This window comes from Pantoea sp. ICBG 1758, assembly GCF_002928325.1.
Taxonomy (GTDB): Bacteria; Pseudomonadota; Gammaproteobacteria; order Enterobacterales; family Enterobacteriaceae; genus Pantoea; species Pantoea eucrina.
Map to the genome: position 1 here is coordinate 272,600 of NZ_POWL01000002.1, position 19,539 is coordinate 292,138.

General features: G+C 55.3%; 20 protein-coding genes. 6 read left to right on the forward strand and 14 right to left on the reverse strand.

Annotated features, from left to right (window positions below; translation table 11 throughout):
- Window positions 1-22 precede the first annotated feature (22 nt).
- Entirely contained in the window at window positions 23-295 is a 273-nt protein-coding gene (locus tag C1Y41_RS10880) for an oxidative damage protection protein (RefSeq protein WP_039380106.1), read from the reverse strand.
- Complete coding sequence (gene mutY / locus C1Y41_RS10885) at window positions 295-1,380, reverse strand: A/G-specific adenine glycosylase (protein WP_071668592.1); 1,086 nt, start codon at window positions 1,378-1,380, stop codon at window positions 295-297. The genes C1Y41_RS10880 and mutY overlap by 1 nt, the downstream gene beginning before the upstream one ends.
- Window positions 1,381-1,534: 154 nt before the next feature.
- Here mutY and trmB point away from each other — a divergent pair, with 154 nt between their 5' ends.
- The 3 genes from trmB to C1Y41_RS10900 all read left to right on the forward strand — a co-directional run bounded on the left by trmB (window position 1,535) and on the right by C1Y41_RS10900 (window position 3,497).
- Window positions 1,535-2,254 carry a tRNA (guanosine(46)-N7)-methyltransferase TrmB gene (trmB, locus tag C1Y41_RS10890; protein WP_039380104.1) on the forward strand — a complete coding sequence of 240 codons (720 nt, stop codon included), beginning with the start codon at window positions 1,535-1,537 and terminating at the stop codon, window positions 2,252-2,254.
- Window positions 2,254-2,580, forward strand: coding sequence for a YggL family protein (locus tag C1Y41_RS10895; protein WP_071668591.1), 327 nt, complete (start codon window positions 2,254-2,256; stop codon window positions 2,578-2,580). Before trmB ends, C1Y41_RS10895 begins: the two co-directional genes overlap by 1 nt.
- A gap of 203 nt (window positions 2,581-2,783) precedes the next feature.
- Entirely contained in the window at window positions 2,784-3,497 is a 714-nt protein-coding gene (locus C1Y41_RS10900; protein WP_104085453.1) for a DUF2884 domain-containing protein, read from the forward strand.
- A 31-nt stretch (window positions 3,498-3,528) separates the two neighbouring features.
- Here C1Y41_RS10900 and hemW read toward each other — a convergent pair whose 3' ends face one another.
- Genes hemW through C1Y41_RS10920 form a run of 4 tightly spaced genes read right to left on the reverse strand, consistent with a single transcriptional unit; the run spans window position 3,529 to window position 6,540 of the window.
- Complete coding sequence (gene hemW / locus C1Y41_RS10905) at window positions 3,529-4,659, reverse strand: radical SAM family heme chaperone HemW (RefSeq protein WP_104085454.1); 1,131 nt, start codon at window positions 4,657-4,659, stop codon at window positions 3,529-3,531.
- Window positions 4,652-5,245 (reverse strand): RdgB/HAM1 family non-canonical purine NTP pyrophosphatase, encoded by a 594-nt coding sequence (gene rdgB / locus C1Y41_RS10910; protein WP_104085455.1) that lies wholly within the window; start codon window positions 5,243-5,245, stop codon window positions 4,652-4,654. The genes hemW and rdgB overlap by 8 nt, the downstream gene beginning before the upstream one ends.
- Before the next feature lie 20 nt (window positions 5,246-5,265).
- On the reverse strand, window positions 5,266-5,820 hold the full coding sequence (locus tag C1Y41_RS10915; RefSeq protein ID WP_039380096.1) for a YggT family protein: 555 nt from the start codon (window positions 5,818-5,820) through the stop codon (window positions 5,266-5,268).
- Window positions 5,821-5,832: 12 nt separating this feature from the next.
- The gene (locus C1Y41_RS10920) at window positions 5,833-6,540 is read right to left on the reverse strand and encodes a YggS family pyridoxal phosphate-dependent enzyme (RefSeq protein ID WP_039380094.1); all 708 of its coding nucleotides are present in this window, start codon (window positions 6,538-6,540) and stop codon (window positions 5,833-5,835) included.
- Window positions 6,541-6,555: 15 nt separating this feature from the next.
- On the opposite strand from C1Y41_RS10920, the gene C1Y41_RS10925 reads away from it, so the two are divergent.
- Window positions 6,556-7,563 carry a type IV pilus twitching motility protein PilT gene (locus tag C1Y41_RS10925; RefSeq protein WP_071668588.1) on the forward strand — a complete coding sequence of 336 codons (1,008 nt, stop codon included), beginning with the start codon at window positions 6,556-6,558 and terminating at the stop codon, window positions 7,561-7,563.
- Window positions 7,564-7,671: 108 nt separating this feature from the next.
- Here the strand turns inward: C1Y41_RS10925 and ruvX are convergent, their stop codons facing one another.
- From ruvX to metK, 8 genes are all read right to left on the reverse strand, one after another.
- Window positions 7,672-8,088 carry a Holliday junction resolvase RuvX gene (gene ruvX, locus C1Y41_RS10930; protein WP_039380089.1) on the reverse strand — a complete coding sequence of 139 codons (417 nt, stop codon included), beginning with the start codon at window positions 8,086-8,088 and terminating at the stop codon, window positions 7,672-7,674.
- Window positions 8,088-8,651, reverse strand: coding sequence for a YqgE/AlgH family protein (locus tag C1Y41_RS10935; protein ID WP_104085456.1), 564 nt, complete (start codon window positions 8,649-8,651; stop codon window positions 8,088-8,090). Before C1Y41_RS10935 ends, ruvX begins: the two co-directional genes overlap by 1 nt.
- Before the next feature lie 86 nt (window positions 8,652-8,737).
- On the reverse strand, window positions 8,738-9,682 hold the full coding sequence (gshB, locus tag C1Y41_RS10940) for a glutathione synthase (RefSeq protein WP_039380084.1): 945 nt from the start codon (window positions 9,680-9,682) through the stop codon (window positions 8,738-8,740).
- 96 nt (window positions 9,683-9,778) lie between these two features.
- Complete coding sequence (rsmE, locus tag C1Y41_RS10945; RefSeq protein WP_039380081.1) at window positions 9,779-10,510, reverse strand: 16S rRNA (uracil(1498)-N(3))-methyltransferase; 732 nt, start codon at window positions 10,508-10,510, stop codon at window positions 9,779-9,781.
- Between the two features lie 74 nt (window positions 10,511-10,584).
- Entirely contained in the window at window positions 10,585-11,289 is a 705-nt protein-coding gene (gene endA, locus C1Y41_RS10950) for a deoxyribonuclease I (RefSeq protein WP_039380079.1), read from the reverse strand.
- A gap of 79 nt (window positions 11,290-11,368) precedes the next feature.
- Window positions 11,369-11,881, reverse strand: coding sequence for a SprT family zinc-dependent metalloprotease (locus C1Y41_RS10955; protein WP_139239665.1), 513 nt, complete (start codon window positions 11,879-11,881; stop codon window positions 11,369-11,371).
- 98 nt (window positions 11,882-11,979) lie between these two features.
- Window positions 11,980-13,374, reverse strand: coding sequence for a sugar porter family MFS transporter (locus C1Y41_RS10960; RefSeq protein WP_104085457.1), 1,395 nt, complete (start codon window positions 13,372-13,374; stop codon window positions 11,980-11,982).
- 612 nt (window positions 13,375-13,986) lie between these two features.
- Window positions 13,987-15,138 (reverse strand): methionine adenosyltransferase, encoded by a 1,152-nt coding sequence (metK, locus tag C1Y41_RS10965; RefSeq protein ID WP_071668584.1) that lies wholly within the window; start codon window positions 15,136-15,138, stop codon window positions 13,987-13,989.
- Between the two features lie 785 nt (window positions 15,139-15,923).
- Between metK and speA the strand changes: the two genes are divergently transcribed.
- On the forward strand, window positions 15,924-17,903 hold the full coding sequence (gene speA, locus C1Y41_RS10970) for a biosynthetic arginine decarboxylase (RefSeq protein WP_039380074.1): 1,980 nt from the start codon (window positions 15,924-15,926) through the stop codon (window positions 17,901-17,903).
- 666 nt (window positions 17,904-18,569) lie between these two features.
- Window positions 18,570-19,259 (forward strand): EAL domain-containing protein, encoded by a 690-nt coding sequence (locus tag C1Y41_RS10975; RefSeq protein WP_104085458.1) that lies wholly within the window; start codon window positions 18,570-18,572, stop codon window positions 19,257-19,259.
- The last annotated feature ends 280 nt before the right edge of the window (window positions 19,260-19,539 follow it).

A 19,539-nucleotide genomic window follows, 5' to 3' on the forward strand; every position in this document is an offset into this window, starting at 1 on the left:
CTCAAAGGAAGGCCCGGAACGGTTATTTTTCTGGCGGGGTAAAACCTTCGATATGCACATCTTTGCCTTCAAACAGGAAATTGACCATCTCCTTTTCCAGCACTTTGCGATCTTCCGGATTCATCATGTTGAGCTTTTTCTCGTTGATCAACATGGTCTGTTTCGACATCCACTGCTGCCAGGCTTCTTTAGAAATCTCATTATAGATGCGCTTGCCCAGCTCGCCGGGATAGAGCTGAAAGTCCTGGCCTTCAGCGTCACGTTGCAGATAGGTACAAAAAATGGTGCGGCTCATTACTCTTCCTCTTCGATCGCGCGCGATGACAGTGACAGCTGCTGCGGATGGCGTAATTCATGCAGTAAACGCTCTACCGGGGCAGCAAGGCCCACTGACGGTGGTTGCGCTAAGTTATACCAGAGACCGCCCGCTTCATCCATCAGCGACCCGGCGGATGGCTCTGCCAGCCACATCGGCACAATATCCAGATGGAAATGGCTAAAGGTGTGGCGAAATGCCGTCAGCTGCTGCAGATTGCCGCTAATACCGTGCTGTGTCAGCCACTCCCGCAGTGCATCCTCGCTGCTAAACTGCGGAAAGCAGTAAAGGCCGCCCCACAGTCCCGTGGGCGGACGCTGCGCCAGCCAGACATTATCGCCATCCTGCATCAGCAAAAACCAGCCGCTGCGTACCGGCAGAGTGACTTTGGGCTTTTTGCCCGGATAGTCAGCCCAGCTCTGGCTGGCATACGCTTCACAGCCGCTATTAAGCGGGCAGATTTCACACTTTGGCCGTGAACGGGTGCAGACCAGCGCTCCGAGATCCATCATCGCCTGATTAAACTGGCTGACGCCCTGCGCTGGCGTCACTGCTTCGCTAATCTGCCACAGCTGCTTTTCGACCTCTTTTTTGCCAGGCCAGCCACCGATTGCGTAGCAGCGCGCCAGCACGCGTTTGACGTTGCCATCCAGAATCGGAAAATGCAGGCCAAGCGACAGTGAAAGGATCGCCCCGGCGGTCGAGCGACCCACGCCCGGCAGAGCAGCAATTGCCGTGAAGTCCGGCGGGAACTCACCGCCGTGCTGATCCACGACCTGTTTAGCCGCTTTATGCAGGTTGCGCGCCCGCGCATAGTAGCCGAGGCCGGTCCAGAGATGCAGCACTTCATCCAGCGGCGCGGCAGCAAGATCGCGCACGGTGGGGAAGCGCGCCATAAAACGTTCAAAATAGGGAATAACCGTGGCAACCTGCGTCTGCTGCAGCATGACCTCTGAAAGCCACACTTTGTAGGGCGTCTTTTCCAGCTGCCACGGCAGCGTTTTACGGCCAAAGCGGTCATACCACTTCAGCACCTGTTGCGCGAATTGCGACGCCTGCATCATATGAAGGAAATTTTCCGTGTTTACTCTACAATCAGGCAGGAATTGCAGCACAGAGCGTCAGGGGTGTAAACCGGAAGATTGCAAAGGCTTGCTTCTGACCTTTAACTTTGCATAATGCCCGTTTCCCCGAACAGGCTAACCAGCAGGCTTCAACATGATAAATGACGTCATCACTCCGGAATTTGATGAAAACGGGCGGCCGCTGCGCCGTATCCGCAGCTTCGTACGCCGCCAGGGGCGGTTAACGAAAGGCCAACAGCTCGCGCTGGATCAATACTGGCCGGTGATGGGCGTTGAGTATCAGCCCGCGCCGCTGGACATGACCGCGCTGTTCGGGCGCGACGCACCGCTGGTGCTGGAGATCGGTTTTGGTATGGGCGCCTCGCTGGTCACCATGGCGCAAAATAATCCGCAGCAGAACTTCCTGGGCATTGAAGTGCATGCGCCGGGCGTAGGTGCCTGCCTGGCATCTGCGAAGGAAGCGGGCGTAGAGAATCTGCGGGTCATGTGCCATGACGCGGTAGAAGTGCTGGAGCATATGATCCCGGATAACTCTCTGCGCATGGTGCAGCTTTTCTTCCCGGATCCGTGGCACAAAGCGCGTCACAATAAACGCCGTATCGTGCAGGCGCCGTTTGCTGAACTGGTGCATCGCAAGCTGAAGCTTGGCGGCGTGTTTCATATGGCCACCGACTGGGAAGATTACGCGACCCATATGCTGGAGGTGATGAACAGCGTAGCGGGTTACGTTAATCAGTCAGCCACCCAGGATTACGTGCCGCGTCCTGAGACGCGTCCATTGACTAAATTTGAGCAGCGCGGGCAGCGACTGGGCCATGGCGTGTGGGATCTGATGTTTGAGAGGGTAAAATAATGGCCGTACAGCGCAGTCGTCGTTTACGTAAGAAACTGCATATTGATGAGTTTCAGGAGCTGGGTTTCTCCGTAGCATGGCGTTTTGCCGAGGGAACCACCGAAGAGCAGATTGATGCCACGCTGGATCAGTTTATCACTGAGGTGATCGATCCAAACGGTCTGGCTTATGACGGCAGTGGTTATCTGGTATGGGAAGGCCTGGTCTGCATGCAGCAGACCGGAAAGTGCACCGATGAGCATCGTGAACTGGTGCGCAAGTGGCTGGAAGGGCGTGAATTGTCTGATATCCAGATAACGGAACTCTTCGACGTCTGGTGGGACTAAGTTGTAGTGCGACATTCGGGTGCGCATTTCTGCGCGCCCTGTACTGCACTGCGCCAGGTGCGCATTTCTGCGCGCCCTGTACTGCACTGCGCCAGGGGCGCATTAATGCGCCCCCTGCGATGTAATTTGCCGCAGCGCCATTCATGGCGCCCGCGCCATTGGCCGCACAATACCCACCCCGCACAGCACATTCAGGAGATCTCATGATTCGTAAGGCTCTGTTCGCCGCGCTACTGCTGACGGCAGCGCAGGCACACGCTGACTACCAGTGCAGCGTTAATCCGCAGGATGATGTGGTGATCACCCCACAAAGCGTTCAGGTTGTCGGCAGCAACGGCAATCTCACGATGACCCCACAGGGTGATGTCACCTTTAACGGCAAAACGGTTACCGTTGATAACGCGGCACGTCAGCAGGCGATTGATTACCAGAGCGCGCTGCGTCGCGATTTGCCGTGGGTCAGCAACGGCGCAAAAACGCGCCTTGAACGCGGGCGCGCCGCACTGGATAAAGTGATCGTTGAGAAACTGGGCAGCGACAGCAATGTGCGCAACCGCCTGACCACGCTGGATAGCCAGCTGAAGCAGCAGATGAATCGCATCATTGAGCAGCGCCAGGATGGCCTGACGTTCCACCACCAGGCAATAAACCAGGTGCGCGCTGACGGACAGAAGCTGGTACAGAGCACGCTGGGCGGCGTACTGCAGGATAGCCTGAATGAGATGGGCACGCAGCAGGCGACCAGCGGCAGTAATCCGCTGCAGGCGCTGATGGGCAATCTGGGTGGTCTGCAGCAGTCGATTCAGACTGAATGGAACAACCAGGAGCGCGATTTCCAGAACTTTGGCCATGAGGTCTGCAACCGGGTCATCGCGCTGGAAAACCAGCGTAAAACGCTGGTGAAGAGTATTAACTAGCAAAAAAAGAGCGGCCACCGGGCCGCTCTGATTACATAAACAGTTCCAGCAACGAATTCAGGAACAGTTTGCCTTTCTCGGTGATCTGCCACTCGCTGGCGCTCTCAGTAACATAGCCTGCGGCGATAGCCTGCTCCATCTGCGGGCGGATCGTCTGTTCATCCAGCCCGGTATAACGCTGAAACTCCACGCGCGGCGCCGCTTCCAGCAGGCGGAACCGGTTCATAAAGAACTCAAACGGCTTATCTTCGTCCGCCACTTCATGTTGCTTATCAAGATAGTTGCCCTTCATAAAGCCGCGCGGATGACGGGTTTTGACCGTCCGCACAATGCGGCCATCCGCCTGCGTCAGCTTACCGTGCGCTCCGCAGCCGATACCGAGATAATCACCGAAGCGCCAGTAGTTGAGATTATGCTCACAACGATAGCCCGGCTTCGCGTAGGCTGAGGTTTCATACTGCTGATAGCCGGCAGCCGTCAGCAGCTGGTGCCCCTGCTCGTAAATATCCCACAGCGCATCATCATCCGGCAGCTGCGGTGGTCGGGAACCAAACAGCGTGTTCGGCTCAATGGTTAGCTGATACCAGGAGAGATGCGGCGGGTTAAGCGCAATTGCCTGACGGAGATCGTCCAGCGCCTCTTCCAGCGACTGGTCAGGCAGGCCATGCATCAGATCCAGATTAAAACTGCGCAGCCCGAGCGCGGCGGCCAGTTCAGCGGCGCGTTTCGCCTCCTGCGGTCCATGAATACGCCCCAGCCGCTCCAGCTTCTGCGGACTAAAACTCTGCACGCCGATGGAAATGCGATTGATCCCCGCAGCCTGATAGCCGCTGAAGCGATCGGCTTCCACCGTGCCGGGATTCGCTTCCATGGTGATCTCCGCATCAGCCGCCAGCGGCAGGCGCGCCCGTACGCCATCCATCAGCGTCTGCATCGCGTGGCTGCTCAGCAGGCTTGGCGTGCCGCCGCCAATAAAGATGGTGCGTACCTCGCGTCCGGCGGTCAGAGGCAGGTCCTGCTCAAGATCCTGCAGCAGGTGCTGCACATACTCCAGATGCGGGACTTCCCCTTTCAGCGCGTGTGAGTTGAAGTCGCAGTAGGGGCACTTCTGTACGCACCACGGAATATGGATGTAGAGGCTCAGCGGTGGTAACTCAGCCATTGCGCATCGCGTCCAGCAGCAGCGTTAACGCTTTACCCCGGTGGGAGAGGGCACGCTTATCCTCTTTGCTCAGTTCAGCGGCGGTTTTACCCGCTTCCGGTACAAAGAAGATGGGATCGTAGCCAAAGCCGCCTTCACCAGCCGCCGTACGGGTAATTTCGCCCGCCCAGCTGCCGTGAAACACCAGCGGTACCGGGTCAGCGGCGTGCCGCACATAGACCAGCACACAGTGAAACTGCGCCTGACGCGCGCCATCCGGCACATTTTCCAGCGCCAGCAGCAGCTTCTCCAGATTTTGCTGGTCGCTGGCTTCTGCGCCAGCATAGCGTGCGGAGTAGATGCCGGGCGCGCCGCCCAGCGCATCTACCGCCAGACCGGAATCATCCGCGATAGCCGGCAGGCCGGTTATCTGCGCCGCGTGACGCGCTTTAAGCAGCGCATTTTCAATGAAGGTCAGACCGGTCTCTTCGGCTGACTCCACGCCAAGCTCCGTTTGCGCCACGATATCCAGCCCGAAATCAGCGAGCAGATCGGCCAGTTCGCGAACTTTGCCCGGATTACCGGTTGCGAGAACAACTTTTTGCATAACAGTTCCAGATTAACAAATTACAGCAGATACCAGAGACCCGGGAACAGGTCCATGCCAAGGAAATTCAGCGCATAGAGCACCAGAATGACAATCATGGCGGAGAAGTCGATACCGCCCATAGCGGGCAGCATACGGCGAATAGGTGCCATCAGCGGTTCGGTAAGCTGTATCAGCACGTGATCCAGCGGCCCGCGTCCCTGACTGATCCAGCTCATCAGCGAGCGGATAATAATGACCCAGAACACCAGATTACCGGCTGACTTCAGCAGCGACAGCAGTCCTACCAGCAGATTGGTGGGATCAACCGAGAAAGCGCCGACCTGAATCAGCAGCAGAATCGGATACTTCAGCGTGGTCAGCACAAACGCCAGCAGCAGCGAGGCGGTATCGATGGGGCCGATAGCGGGCAGCACGCGACGCAGCGGTTTGATCACCGGCTGCGTAATCTTCACCACAAACTGCGCCAGCGGATTGTAGAAGTCGCAGCGTGACCACTGCATCCAGATACGCAGCAGCAGTACCATGACGTAGAGATCGATCAGCGTTTTGACTAAAAACGTCAGTGTTAACATGGAGTTCCTCAGTTATTGTTGTGAAGGTCGCGCATAATCCCGCGCGCCAAACAGGGCGGTGCCAATTCTTACCATAGTGCTGCCGGCCGCGATTGCCGCTTCCATATCGTCGCTCATGCCCAGTGAAAGCGTATCAATGGCGGGATAGTCGCGCTGCAGCGCATGAAACGCACTGGCCATTTGCTGGCAGACGGCCAGCTGGCGTGCATAATCCTGCTCGGGAGCCGGAATCGCCATCAGGCCGCGCAGGCTCAGGCGGGGCAGGGCGGCGATAGCCGCGGCCAGCGCCGGAACAGCCTCCAGCATGATGCCAGATTTACTGTTTTCGTCACTGATATTTACCTGAATTAACACGTTCAGCGGCGGCAGGTGCGCCGGACGCTGGTCGTTAAGCCGCTGCGCAATACGCAGGCGATCAACGGTATGACACCAGGCAAAATGTTCGGCGACCAGACGGCTTTTATTGGATTGCAGCGGACCGATAAAGTGCCACTGCAGATCGCCTTCCGTCATCAGCGCCGCAATCTTTTCCACCCCTTCCTGCACGTAGTTTTCGCCAAACGCGCGCTGCCCGGCGGCAACCGCTTCTGCGACAGCGCTCGCAGGTTTGGTTTTGCTTACTGCAAGCAACGTAATCTCTTCTGGCGCCCGGCCGCAACGCACGGCAGCGGCAGCGATACGCTCGCGTACCTGATGTAAGTTGTGCTCAATGGAAGTCATAGTCAGGAGAAATAAATGGATTTAGATGAAATTGTGGCCCTTAGTGTAAAGCATAACGCCGCCGATCTGCACCTGTGCAGCGGACATTTACCGCACTGGCGGCGGCAGGGCGTGCTGGAGCCGGTGCCGCAGCAGCTGCCGCTGCCATCTGCGTGGCTGGAGAGGTTTGCTACGCGGTTTCTCAGCGCTGCGCAGCAGTCGGAGCTTGACGTCACCGGACAGGCGGACTTTGCCCTGACGCTCAGCAGCGGCGTACGGCTGCGTGCCAATCTTTTCACCCAGCGGCACGGATTATCACTGGCGCTGCGGCTGATTGCGCAGACGATCCCGCCGCTGGCGCAGCTGCGCCTGCCGCCTGCCGTGCAGCAGCTCCTGCAGCTGCAGGAGGGACTGGTTCTGATTAGCGGTGCAACCGGCAGCGGCAAGTCGACGACGCTGGCTGCACTGGTACAGGCGCTGAACCAGCAGCAGGCGCGGCATATCATCACTCTGGAGGATCCGATCGAGTTTGTGCACCGGAGTCAGCGTTCGCTGATTCAGCAGCGTGAAGTGGGGACGCACTGCCTCTCTTTTCAGCACGGGCTGAAAGCGGCGCTGCGTGAAGATCCCGACGTTATTCTGCTGGGTGAACTGCGCGACAGTGAGACGATCCGTTTAGCCCTGACCGCCGCTGAGACCGGGCATCTGGTGCTCGCTACGCTGCATACCCGCAGCGCGGCGCAGGCGGTTGATCGTCTGGTTGATGTCTTTCCGGCCGAAGAGAAAAACCTGGTGCGCACGCAGCTGGCGGGCAGCCTGAAAGCGGTAGTGGCGCAGCGGCTGGTGGCGGCGAAAGCGGGCGGACGTGTTGCGCTGTATGAGGTGCTGATCGCCACGCCTGCGGTAGCCAGCCTGATCCGTGAAGGCAAAGGACATCAGCTGCCGGGCGTGCTGCAGACCGGTGCGCAGCATGGCATGCAGACCTTTGCGCAAAGTGAACAGGCACGCCGCGCGGAGGGCATTATTGACCAGGCAAGCGGATAGCGGAGCTGAAGCAGCACTGATGCTACAGCTGTGCGCCCGGTCAGCTCCCGGCATCGGCTACACCTGCTGACCGGAGTGCGCTTTATCGCGTTTACGCTGCTTGCAGCGTCAGTGGGTTTCGAACCAGTCCTGCAAAATAATCACGGCCGACTGTGAGTCTACCTGTCCTTTCTGCAGTGCACGAAAGCCGCCGCGCTTAAAGAGATCGGCGCGCGCCTCAACGGTACTCAGGCGCTCATCCTGCAGCTCAACGCGTACGCCAAAGCGGCCGTGCAGGCGATTGGCAAATTTGCGTGCGCGTGCAGTCAGCGGCTGTTCGGTGCCGTCCATATTCAGCGGCAGGCCGACCACCACGTAGTCAGGCTGCCACTCCTTCAGCAGTTTCTCAATCAGGTTCCAGTCTGGCGTGCCTTCCTGAGCTTTCAGCGCTGTCAGCGGGCGTGCGGTGCCGGTGAGCTGCTGACCCACGGCAACACCGATGCTTTTGGTGCCAAAATCAAAGCCGAGCAGCGTTGCATTCTGCATCAGGCGTGTCCCGCATCGCTGGTCATGTTATGAATATCGACACCCATGCTGCGGGCGGCTTCGCGCCAGCGTCCGGCAATCGGCGTCTGGAACAAAATTTGCGTGTCGGCCGGGGTCGTAAGCCAGGCGTTCTCCAGCAGCTCGTTCTCCAGCTGATCTTTTTCCCAGGCGCAGTAGCCGAGTGCGACCAGCACATTCTCCGGCTGCTGAGCAGTGCCGATCGCTTCCAGCACATCGCGCGAGGTAGTAATCACGGTGTTGTCTGAGATGCGAATACTGGAGGCATAAGTATGCTGCGCAGAGTGCAGAATAAAACCGCGATCTTCCGCCAGCGGACCGCCGGCAAACACCGGTTTATCGAGCTTAATCGACGGATCGCGCTCTGACGGAGTGATTTTTAGCTTCTTCAGAATACCCTCTACCGTCAGGTTCTCCATCGGTTTATTAATAATCAAACCCATCGCACCCTCTTCATTATGCTCGCAGATATAGACAACAGAGCGTTTGAACAGAGGATCCTGCAGAGAGGGCATCGCTATCAAAAAATGATGCTGTAAATTCATTGTCACTCATTTACCGAAGAGAACCGGCGCCAGTGCGGCAGCGCCGGTATCAAAGGGGTTAGGGAGTTTGCACTCCGGCTGCGTCCTCAGCCCAGACGTTTTTCGATCGCGTCCATCAGCATTCCGGTAACTGAAATCGGGAACGCCGCTTCAATTTCCCGTACGCAGGTTGGGCTGGTGACATTCACTTCAGTAAGTTTATCACCGATGATATCCAGGCCAACAAAAATCAGCCCCTTCGCTTTCAGCGTGGGACCGACACGCCGTGCAATTTCCCAGTCGCTGTCAGAAAGCGGGCGCGCTTCGCCGCGACCACCGGCTGCAAGATTGCCGCGCGTTTCGCCGCCCTGTGGAATACGCGCCAGGCAGTAAGGCACCGGCTCGCCATCGACGACCAGGACGCGCTTATCGCCCTCTTTAATCGCCGGCAGATAATTTTGCGCCATGCAGAAGAACTGGCCATGGTTGGTCAGGGTTTCTGTGATCACGCCGAAGTTTGCGTCATCCTGCTTAACGCGGAAAATGGATGCGCCACCCATACCGTCAAGCGGCTTCAGAATGACATCACCATGTTCCTGCCAGAAAGCGCGCAGCTGCTCTTTATTACGCGTGACCAGCGTATCCGGCGTCAGATCTGCAAACCATGCAGTATAGAGCTTTTCGTTACAATCGCGCAGGCTCTGCGGTTTGTTCACAATCAGCGTACCCTGCTCCTCAGCCCGCTCCAGCAGATAGGTCGCGTAAATAAACTCGGTGTCAAAAGGTGGATCTTTACGCATCAGCACAACGTTGAGATCGGCCAGCGGGATAGTCTGCTCGCTGCCAAACTCATACCACTGCGAAGCATTCTGCTCCACGCTCAGCAGACGCGTACGGGCGTAGGTCACGCCGCCGCGCAGAGAGAGGTCGCCCATCTCCATGTAATGAATTTCGTAGCCACGACGCTGTGCCTCCAGCAACATGGCGAAGCTGGTGTCTTTTTTAATATTGATAGACGAAATCGGGTCCATCACAATGCCAAGCTTAATCATTATTCTCTCCTCAGAGGGGATATCAGCGACGTCCTTCTATGCGAAAGCGTCGTGCTGTGTAGTAGTCTGCGTCTCTTTTACGGCCCGAATTATCCCTTAACCGAGATCGCCAAACCTCACCTGAAGTGCCGTTATAGCGGTGAGGGCAGTGGTTTCCGTGCGCAGCACGCGCGGCCCCAGTAATATATCCGTAAAGCCCTGCTGCGCCGTCATGGCGATCTCCTCAGCAGATAATCCCCCTTCAGGGCCAATCAGCAGCCGCACCCGCTCAACCGGTTGCGGCAGGGTGTTGATGCTGTGGCTGGCGCGTGGATGAAGATTCAGCCTGATGCCCTCATCAGCTTCGGCACACCAGGCTTCCAGCGTCATCGCGTCACGAATCAGCGGTACGCGGTTGCGGCCACACTGCTCGCAGGCGGCGATAGCAATCTTCTGCCACTGCTGGATCTTCTTTGCCAGCCTTTCTGCATCCAGCTTCACGCCGCAGCGCTCAGAAAACAAGGGCGTAATCACGTTTACGCCCAGCTCTATCGATTTCTGGATGGTGAATTCCATTTTTTCACCACGCGACATCACCTGACCCAGATGTAAATGCAAGGGGGATTCCCGGTCATCAGGCTGACCGCTAAGAACCCTTACTTTTACACGCTTTTTATCCGCCTGGGTGATTTCGGCGTTAAAAGTCAGATTAGTGCCATCAAACAGTTCAAGCATCTGCCCGGCGCCCATGCGCAGCACGCGGCCAACGTGGTTAGCCGCGTCATCTTCAAGAAAGATTTCACTGTCAACAGAGAGCGGTTCGGGGTGATAAATGCGGGGTATACGCATGCGGTTCCTGCCAGCGTTATTGCCGCATCCCGTGATGCGGCGCAAAAATAATAAGCTAGTTTAGGGTAGCGCTTTTAGCGCTGGCAAGCGCGCTGTACATACGGGTTGTGATTTCCCTGCACCTGAGCAATACGGCTGTCGCGCTCGCACTCCCAGACGCTGACCGGATAGAGCTTATCCCAGGCGCTGAACAGCTGAGTCTGCTGGCGGGAGAGGCGCAGCTGATAGCGATCGCGCATGTAAAAGTAGGTGCGTGCAATGGCGCCGCGCGCGCGGGCCGGCGGTTCAGCCAGCTTCTGTTTGAAGTCCACTTTCATCGCGCACTGCCCGTAAGGCTGCTCGCCGCCGTTCCACTGGCTGTACTGGAAATTGTTTCGATCGCCGTTAACCTCGCCGATAGCGGGCTGAAGATTATGCAGATCGCTCTCTATACGGCGATAGACCGGATCTTTGGCGCAGTTTTTTCGCCCTCCCTCCTGCCAGCACTGGCGCTGATGGCCAAATTCCCACGCCGGAACCACATGTTCCCATTCAATGCGCCCGGCGCGGTTGGCATTTTTTCGTACGCTATAGCCGCAGCTTTTAAGATCGGGCACGCCTTTTTTTCCCTGCCAGCTGATCGTGCAGCCGCAGTAGAAATCGGGCGCATCCGCGTTGATTTGCGATGCAACCACTTTTGCCTGGCGAAAATTATTCTGATGAAACGAAGAGAAGCTGAGGCTGTACGCGCTAAGCGGTGCCAGCAGCAGAGGAAGAAGTAACAGCGTTTTGCGAGACATATTCCAGAAATTTACCCGATACCCAAAAAAGGGCGGCAGGGTAGCAGAATGACCGGAGCGGGGAAATGGGATTAGCGCGCTATATGCTGCTGAATTCGCCGGGCTGCAGCAGTGAACCACAGCGAACGCAGCGATATTCACTTTCTCCGCGCAGCACGCGATTATGCCGGCGCACGGTCAGCTGATGCTGCTGACAGCTGCAGCGATAGGTGAAGGTGTTGGTGCGCACCGAGTTCAGGGCAAACTGATGAGTACGGCGTGCCGGCACGCCGAGCACCGTCTCCATCATCCACTTCCACTCTTTGCCGTGCGGCGCAACGCGCCCGAAGCGCTTCCACACCAGCAGGTGCGCCAGTTCATGCGGCACCACTTCGTCGGTGAACGCCTGCAGATTCTCCTGCAGCAGCACCGGATTCAGCCGGATCTCCCACTTCTCCAGCCAGGCGGTACCTGCGGCAGTGCCGCGCTGCTGGTAGAGCAGTGCGGGTTCATCAAAGGTGCATTCAAGGCGCTGTGCGGCGAGCTGCAAAAAGTGCCGCAGCGATCGCATGACCGCCTGCTGACAGGCGACAGGTACGCGGGTCGTTTTCATGGCGGGCAGCATACCATACGCTGCGCTGGCGCGGCAGCGGGCAGTCGCGCCCATAAAAAAGGGCCGCCCGCAGGCAGCCCTTGTCACTCAGTAAAACATTACTGCTGACCGATGTCGCGCAGTTTTTTACCTGCCATCAGGTTACGCTCAATGTGCTCCAGCGAGACGTTTTTGGTCTCCGGGATCAGCACCAGCGTCAGCACAATGAAGAGCAGGTTCAGGCCGGCATAGACCCAGAAGGTCGGCGCGTTGCCCAGCGTGTTCAGCATGGTCAGGAAGGTAGCGCCCACGATCATGTTGGCGATCCAGTTCGTGGTGGTCGAGACGGTAATCCCGAAATCGCGCCCTTTCAGCGGCTGAATTTCAGAGCAAAGCACCCAGATCAGCGGGCCGGCTGACATGGCAAAGCCGATGATAAACATCAGCAGCATCGCCACGGCGAAGTACTGTGCGCCCTGAGAGTGGATGCCCAGGTGCAGCATGGTGCCGAGAACGCCCATACCGGCCGCCATAACCATAAAGCCCAGCACCAGCGTCGGTTTACGGCCCCAGCGATCGACCAGACCGATAGCGATAAAGGTCGCCAGAACGTTGACCAGACCAACAATCACCGTACCCCACATCTGCTGCGTGGTGTTGGCGAAGCCGGCAATTTCAAAAATTTTCGGCGCGTAATACATAATGACGTTCATGCCGGTGAACTGCTGCATCACCTGCAGCAGCACGCCGAGGAACACCGCACGACGGAAGTTGCTGTTGCCCTGAAACAGCTGCCAGCCAGACTGTTTTACTTTCAGGCTCTCACGGATCTCATCCAGCTCACGTTTTGCCTGTTCGCTGGTGTCGCGCAGGCGATCCAGCACGCGCTGCGCATCGCGGAAGTTACCTTTCGCAGCCAGCCAGCGCGGGCTGTTTGGCAGGAAGAAGACGCCAACCAGCAGCAGAATCGCAGGGATAGTGATCACGCCCAGCATCCAGCGCCACTCTCCGGATGCGCTGAACGCGGTATCAGAGAGGTAGGCGCCCAGAATACCGATGGTGATCATCAGCTGATAGAGCGAAATCATACTGCCGCGGATTTTCTCTGGTGCAATTTCAGAGAGATAGAGCGGGGCAGTATAAGAAGCCACGCCAACTGCCAGGCCCAGTACTACGCGGGCAGCAATCAGCATCTCCGGGTTTGGCGCCATAGCTGACCACAGCGAACCGATAACAAACAGCACAGAGCCGGCCATCAGGCTCTTTTTACGACCCAGGTGTGATGACATCCAGCCGCTGCCGATTGCACCGACCGCCGCGCCAAACATCATCGAGCTGACAATCCACTCCTGCTGGTGAGCAGTAACGTTGAAATCTTTAGCGATAAAGGGCAGGGCACCTGCGATGACACCGATATCCAGCCCGAACAGCAGGCCGGCTAACGCCGCCAGAAAGCAGACAAACAGGGTCATCGCCTTGTTTGAGGTTCTGCTTTTGTGAGTATTACCAGGCATAAAGCCTCCGAAAGTTATTTGTCTTGTTTTTTATTAATGCTAAGAGACCTGTACACGATAAAAAGTGAGCGCGATCACACGAATGTAACCGCTTACACACGCCGAAACCCTGTAATCCAGCATTTTTTGCCCGGAACAGTCTCTTCGCCAGTAAGGTATAGCACCCTTCAAGTTTCTGACATCGCTTTAAATATTGCCTATCAGACGACGCTGAAAATAACGCATTTTCAGAGTGATGACTACGCTGAAAAATCTCTAAATTACAGATTAAAAAAGAGTTTTAGAATGTAATCGTTAACACTTTGTTATCACAGCGGTGATAAGAGTGTAGCCAGTGAAAAATTTTATGCCCGGGAAAGCCTGAAGCCAGCTATGCCGCAGGATTTCACCCGGCAGGGAGCACGCAGGGCGATTAACGGCACGGCACCCAGGGGGCGCATTAATGCGCCCCTGGTTCAGATGATGTACGTAACCAGGGCGGCATAAATGCCGCCCCTGTGGTTACACATGACCCACCCCTGGTCCGGATGAGTTACGAAATCAGAGCGGTGGGGTACGTTCAGGCATAAAAAAGCCCGCACAGAGCGGGCTATTAAACAGAATACTCTGCGCTTACAGGCCAGCGGCTTCGCGCAGCAGGGCGGCTTTATCCGTCTGCTCCCACGGGAAGTGTTCGCGGCCAAAGTGACCGTAGGCGGCGGTCTCTTTATAGATAGGTTTCAGCAGATCCATCATCTGAATCAGACCGTAAGGGCGCAGGTCAAAGAATTCACGAACCAGCAGCGTCAGCTGTTCGGTCGGTACTTTCTCAGTGCCAAAGGTTTCTACCATGATCGACGTTGGCTCTGCCACGCCGATAGCGTAGGAAACCTGAATCTCGCAGCGATCGGCCAGGCCGGCAGCAACAATGTTTTTTGCCACATAGCGCGCGGCGTAGGCTGCAGAGCGGTCAACTTTTGATGGATCTTTACCGGAGAAAGCACCGCCACCGTGACGAGCCATGCCGCCGTAGGTATCAACGATGATTTTACGGCCGGTCAGGCCACAGTCACCCATCGGGCCGCCAATAACAAAGCGACCGGTCGGATTGATATGGTATTTAGTGCTGGCGTTGATCCACTCAGCAGGCAGCACCGGCTTAATGATCTCTTCCATCACCGCTTCACGCAGATCGGCCTGAGAAACCTCTTCTGAATGCTGGGTTGAGAGCACGACAGCGTCGATGCCAACAATCTTGCCACCATCATACTGGAAGGTGATCTGGCTTTTGGCGTCCGGGCGCAGCCAGGACAGCGTGCCATTTTTACGCACTTCAGCCTGACGCTGCACCAGACGGTGCGCATAGGTAACCGGCGCAGGCATAAGCACATCTGTTTCGTTAGTTGCGTAACCAAACATCAGACCCTGATCGCCCGCACCCTGCTCCAGCGGATCGGTACGATCTACGCCCTGATTAATATCAGGTGACTGCTTGCCAATGGCGCTCAGTACGGCGCAGGAGTTGGCATCAAAGCCCATATCAGAATGAACATAGCCGATCTCACGTACGGTATTGCGGGTGATCTCTTCAATATCGACCCAGGCGCTGGTGGTGATTTCACCGCCTACCAGTACCATACCGGTTTTGACGTAAGTTTCGCAGGCCACGCGCGCTTTCGGATCCTGTTCGAGGATGGCATCCAGCACGGCATCGGAAATTTGGTCAGCGATCTTATCAGGATGTCCTTCTGATACGGACTCAGATGTAAAAAGGTGTTTAGCCATTCTGTTCTTTACCTTAGAAATGGGTTGAATTCGACTGCATAGCGCCAGTGAAAAACCTGCTTAGCGCCCCTTCAGGCAAAGCCACGAGCAGCAGGGAGTGTCAGCACGCCAGGCTCACACCGCCTGGAACTTATTCAGTTTAGATGGAAAACCATCTGGACGGCTATTTTAGGTTACCCGATGTGCATTTTACCAGAGCTTTTTCTGATTCGGTTTGTTTCAAAAAGCGGCTTACTGGAAGCTTTTGCTGACAGCGCGCGCAGGGCGGGGACAAAGATTTTGCAATTTTACCCGGCTGGCGGTATAAAACGCCGCTATTGATGCCAGGACGCCGTCAGGCGTTGCACGATCAGATACCGTGTCTGATTTTTTTCCGCTCCGTTTCCGCATGCTGCCCGCAGGCGCTGGAGGTGAGTAAAGTAATGAACCGTTCCCATCTGCTCTCTGGTTCACAGCGCATATTTTGCGCGCTGGCCTCTCTTTCTGCTGTTCACTCTTCCTGTTCTTTCTGTCGATGTTTGCCGCCGCGCAATCATGACGACATGCATAGCCATTAAACTGCGGCTGAAATCAGACACCAGCACACGCGCGTGATTTATACCCGCAGCCGTGCCAAATCCGATTGGATTTCCACTGACTGCAGCACGATGTTTTACACTTACTGGCAGTAACACCCGGGGTAACCTGATGAGGCGGGACACGCAGCATGAATAAGTTTTTAGCCGCAAACGCACCAGCAGTACCTGATAACTCTCTACTATTTCAACAGAAAACTGAGGTTCGCGATGTCTGACGACATGAAGAATATCAAGGGTTCGTCAGCTGGCGAACAGGGTGTCCTCCGCTCAATGCAGGAGGTGGCGATAAGCGATCAGGAAGCGAGCCGTATGCTGCGCACCTATAACATCGCCTGGTGGGGCAACAACTATTACGACGTAAACGAGCTGGGCCATATCAGCGTATGTCCGGATCCCGATCGGCCTGAGGTGCGGGTTGACCTGGCGAAGCTGGTCAAAGAGCGGGAGGCTGACGGTCAGCGTCTGCCGGCGCTGTTCTGTTTTCCGCAGATCCTGCAGCATCGCCTGCGCTCCATCAACGCGGCGTTCAAGCGCGCACGCGAATCCTATGGTTATAAAGGCGACTACTTCCTGGTTTATCCGATCAAGGTTAATCAGCACAAGCGCGTCATTGAATCGCTGGTTAACTCGGGTGAACCGCTGGGCCTTGAAGCGGGCTCAAAAGCAGAGCTGATGGCGGTACTGGCGCACGCGGGCAAAACGCGCACCGTTATCGTCTGTAATGGCTATAAAGATCGTGAATATATCCGGCTGGCGCTGATCGGTGAAAAGCTCGGCCATAAAGTCTACCTGGTGCTGGAAAAAATGACCGAGGTCCGTCTGGTACTGGAAGAGGCGGAGCGTCTGAATGTGGTACCGCGTCTCGGCATCCGCGCGCGCCTGGCCTCGCAGGGCTCGGGTAAGTGGCAGTCGAGCGGTGGTGAGAAATCGAAGTTTGGCCTGGCGGCATCTCAGGTGCTGCAGCTGGTGGATATCATGCGCAAAGCTGGCCGGCTTGACAGCCTGCAGCTGCTGCACTTCCATCTCGGCTCGCAGATGGCGAATATCCGCGATATCGCGACTGGCGTACGCGAATCTGCCCGCTTCTATGTTGAGCTGGCAAAGCTTGGCGTAAATATCAAATGCTTTGACGTCGGCGGCGGCCTGGGGGTGGACTATGAAGGCACCCGCTCCCAGTCTGACTGCTCGGTAAACTATGGCCTGAATGAGTATGCCAATAATGTTATCTGGGCGATTGGCGACGCCTGCGAAGAGCATGGTCTTGAACATCCGACGGTGATCACTGAGTCAGGCCGCGCCGTAACGGCACACCATACCGTGCTGGTCTCTAACATCATCGGCGTAGAGCGTAACGAATTCAGCACGCCGGTCGCACCTGATACGGATGCACCGCGCCCGATTCAGAGCCTGTGGGATACCTGGCAGGAGATGCATGAGCCCAATGTGCGCCGTTCGCTGCGTGAATGGCTGCATGACAGCCAGATGGATCTGTTTGATATCCACACCGGTTACTCATCCGGCACCTACGATCTGGGACAGCGCGCGTGGGCGGAACAGCTCTATCTGAGCATTTGTCACTACATCCAGCAGCATCTGGATCCGAGCAATCGTGCACACCGCCCGATTATCGATGAGCTGCAGGAGCGTATGGCAGATAAAATCTACGTTAACTTCTCTCTGTTTCAGTCGATGCCGGATGCCTGGGGTATCGATCAGCTCTTCCCGGTTATGCCGCTGGAAGGTCTGAACAAGATGCCGCAGCGTCGCGCTGTGCTGCTGGATATTACCTGTGACTCCGACGGGACAATCGACCATTACGTTGACGGTGACGGGATCGCAACCACTATGCCGATGCCTGAATATGATGTGGATAATCCGCCAATGCTGGGCTTCTTTATGGTGGGTGCTTATCAGGAGATCCTCGGCAATATGCATAATCTATTTGGTGACACCGAAGCAGTAGATGTGTTTGCTTTCCAGGATGGCAGCGTGGAAGTGCAGTTATCAGATGAAGGGGATACCGTCGCTGACATGCTGGAATATGTACAGCTGAATCCGGACGATCTGATGACGCTATTCCGCGATCAGGTGAAACAACAGCAGGATATAGATGAAGAGCTGCGATCGCAGTTCCTTGCCGAGTTTGAAAGCGGCCTTTATGGTTATACCTATCTTGAAGATGAATAATCAGTAATAACGTATCGGGCCCTGCGGGGCCCTTTTTTTTTTGCTGTAAAATTTTTTCTGGTTTGTGACGTAATTCACTATTTCATACGAGCGCCACTTCCTCGTTTTCTTCTGCCGCTGCTGTCCAATCAATTTGGCTTAAAAATCAATATCCTCTACCGGTATCGCTCGCTCTGGCACTGCATTTTCTTATGTATTGATAAATTTTTTTATGTTTCGCTTATCCTTAAATCATAATTTATTTATGTTTTTAATAAATAAGAGATGCTTTTAGCCGTGATGCATCTGGCGCATTTACTGGCGCCAGGTTTCCTGAAAAATAGCCGGTTATTGCTAAAGTGAAACGCTAATAACGCTGCGCCTTAACATTGATTTAACTTAAAATCAGTAATATAACGCTAAGTGAGGCGCTGATGCTCGCGCAGTGCAAGAGAACAGGCTTATTTACAGGTGCCAGTTATAGAATATTACCGGAACGGTTGTCAGAAAATGATTGGTTTTAGCTATCGTTTCATGGCCATTTTTAGCTGAAAACTATTTTTCAAAATGTAAATTGCAGGCTAATCTCCAGTTGCTATAGTAATTTTTGTCGATGTTTCGATTTCAGATAACATGAATAAATCTGATATTTAGAGTCTTATCAGCAGCGTCTTCAGGAAGGGTGCCATGACCGAGCGTTTTAATCCGGTTTTCTTGCTGGAACCCGTTCATAGTCTGACCGGAGAGGTGACTTCATGGGAGCTGCTGACACGTTTTAAAGAAAAAAAAGCGACAACTACACAACGCAATCCCGACAGAGAAGAGCATTTTTTCTCTCTGCTTTCTGCCGATGAGAAATGGCAGCTATTCCTTCACCAGGTCGAAAATATTATTCAGCTTAGTCAGCAGGGGTTTAACCAGGTTATCAGCGTAAACGTAGACAGAGATATTGTTGCCGGCATATTTGCAGACGAAGTCATTCAGGAAAAACTGGCGTCTGTTGCATTATTGCGGCTGGAAATCTCTGCATTTTTCACCTCGCGTTTTAATAGTGAGGATCTGCTGACCCTTAAAGGCGTAGCGAAAATTACGCCGGCTCCTCTCTGGCTCGACAATTTTGGTCCGGGTTATTCAAGCCTGACCATGCTTGACAGCGGAATATTTGAGATCGTCAAGATTGATAAAGCGTTTTTCTGGCAATTCAGCGAAGACCGCACCTTTGACATTCTGCTTAATCACCTTAATCAATTATGCCGCGGCGTCATTGTTGAGGGGGTTGAAAATCAGCACTATGTGGATCTGCTTGCGCATAAGCCCATTTATGGCATGCAGGGTTACCACTGGCAGAGTGTTTATCTTGATGATTTATTTGCGTAATTCAGCACACAGCTTTGCGATTATGGTCTGCGCAGAAAGTCATTTCAGCTGAAAAGGTAAGCGTGCCTGCTGCGCTTATATTCACTTCTGAATCACGCTTCTGTATTCCGCATAACGCCTGATGTCCTTTCTGAATCCGCAATTAAACCTGTTCAGCGCTGTTCTTACTCTTTTACCGGAATAAGAACGGCCGATGAAGGATGTAAGTAATTCACTGAATTACTTGCGATAGCAAGCGGTATCTGATGATACCGGGCGTGCCAGTAACGCTCATAAACTT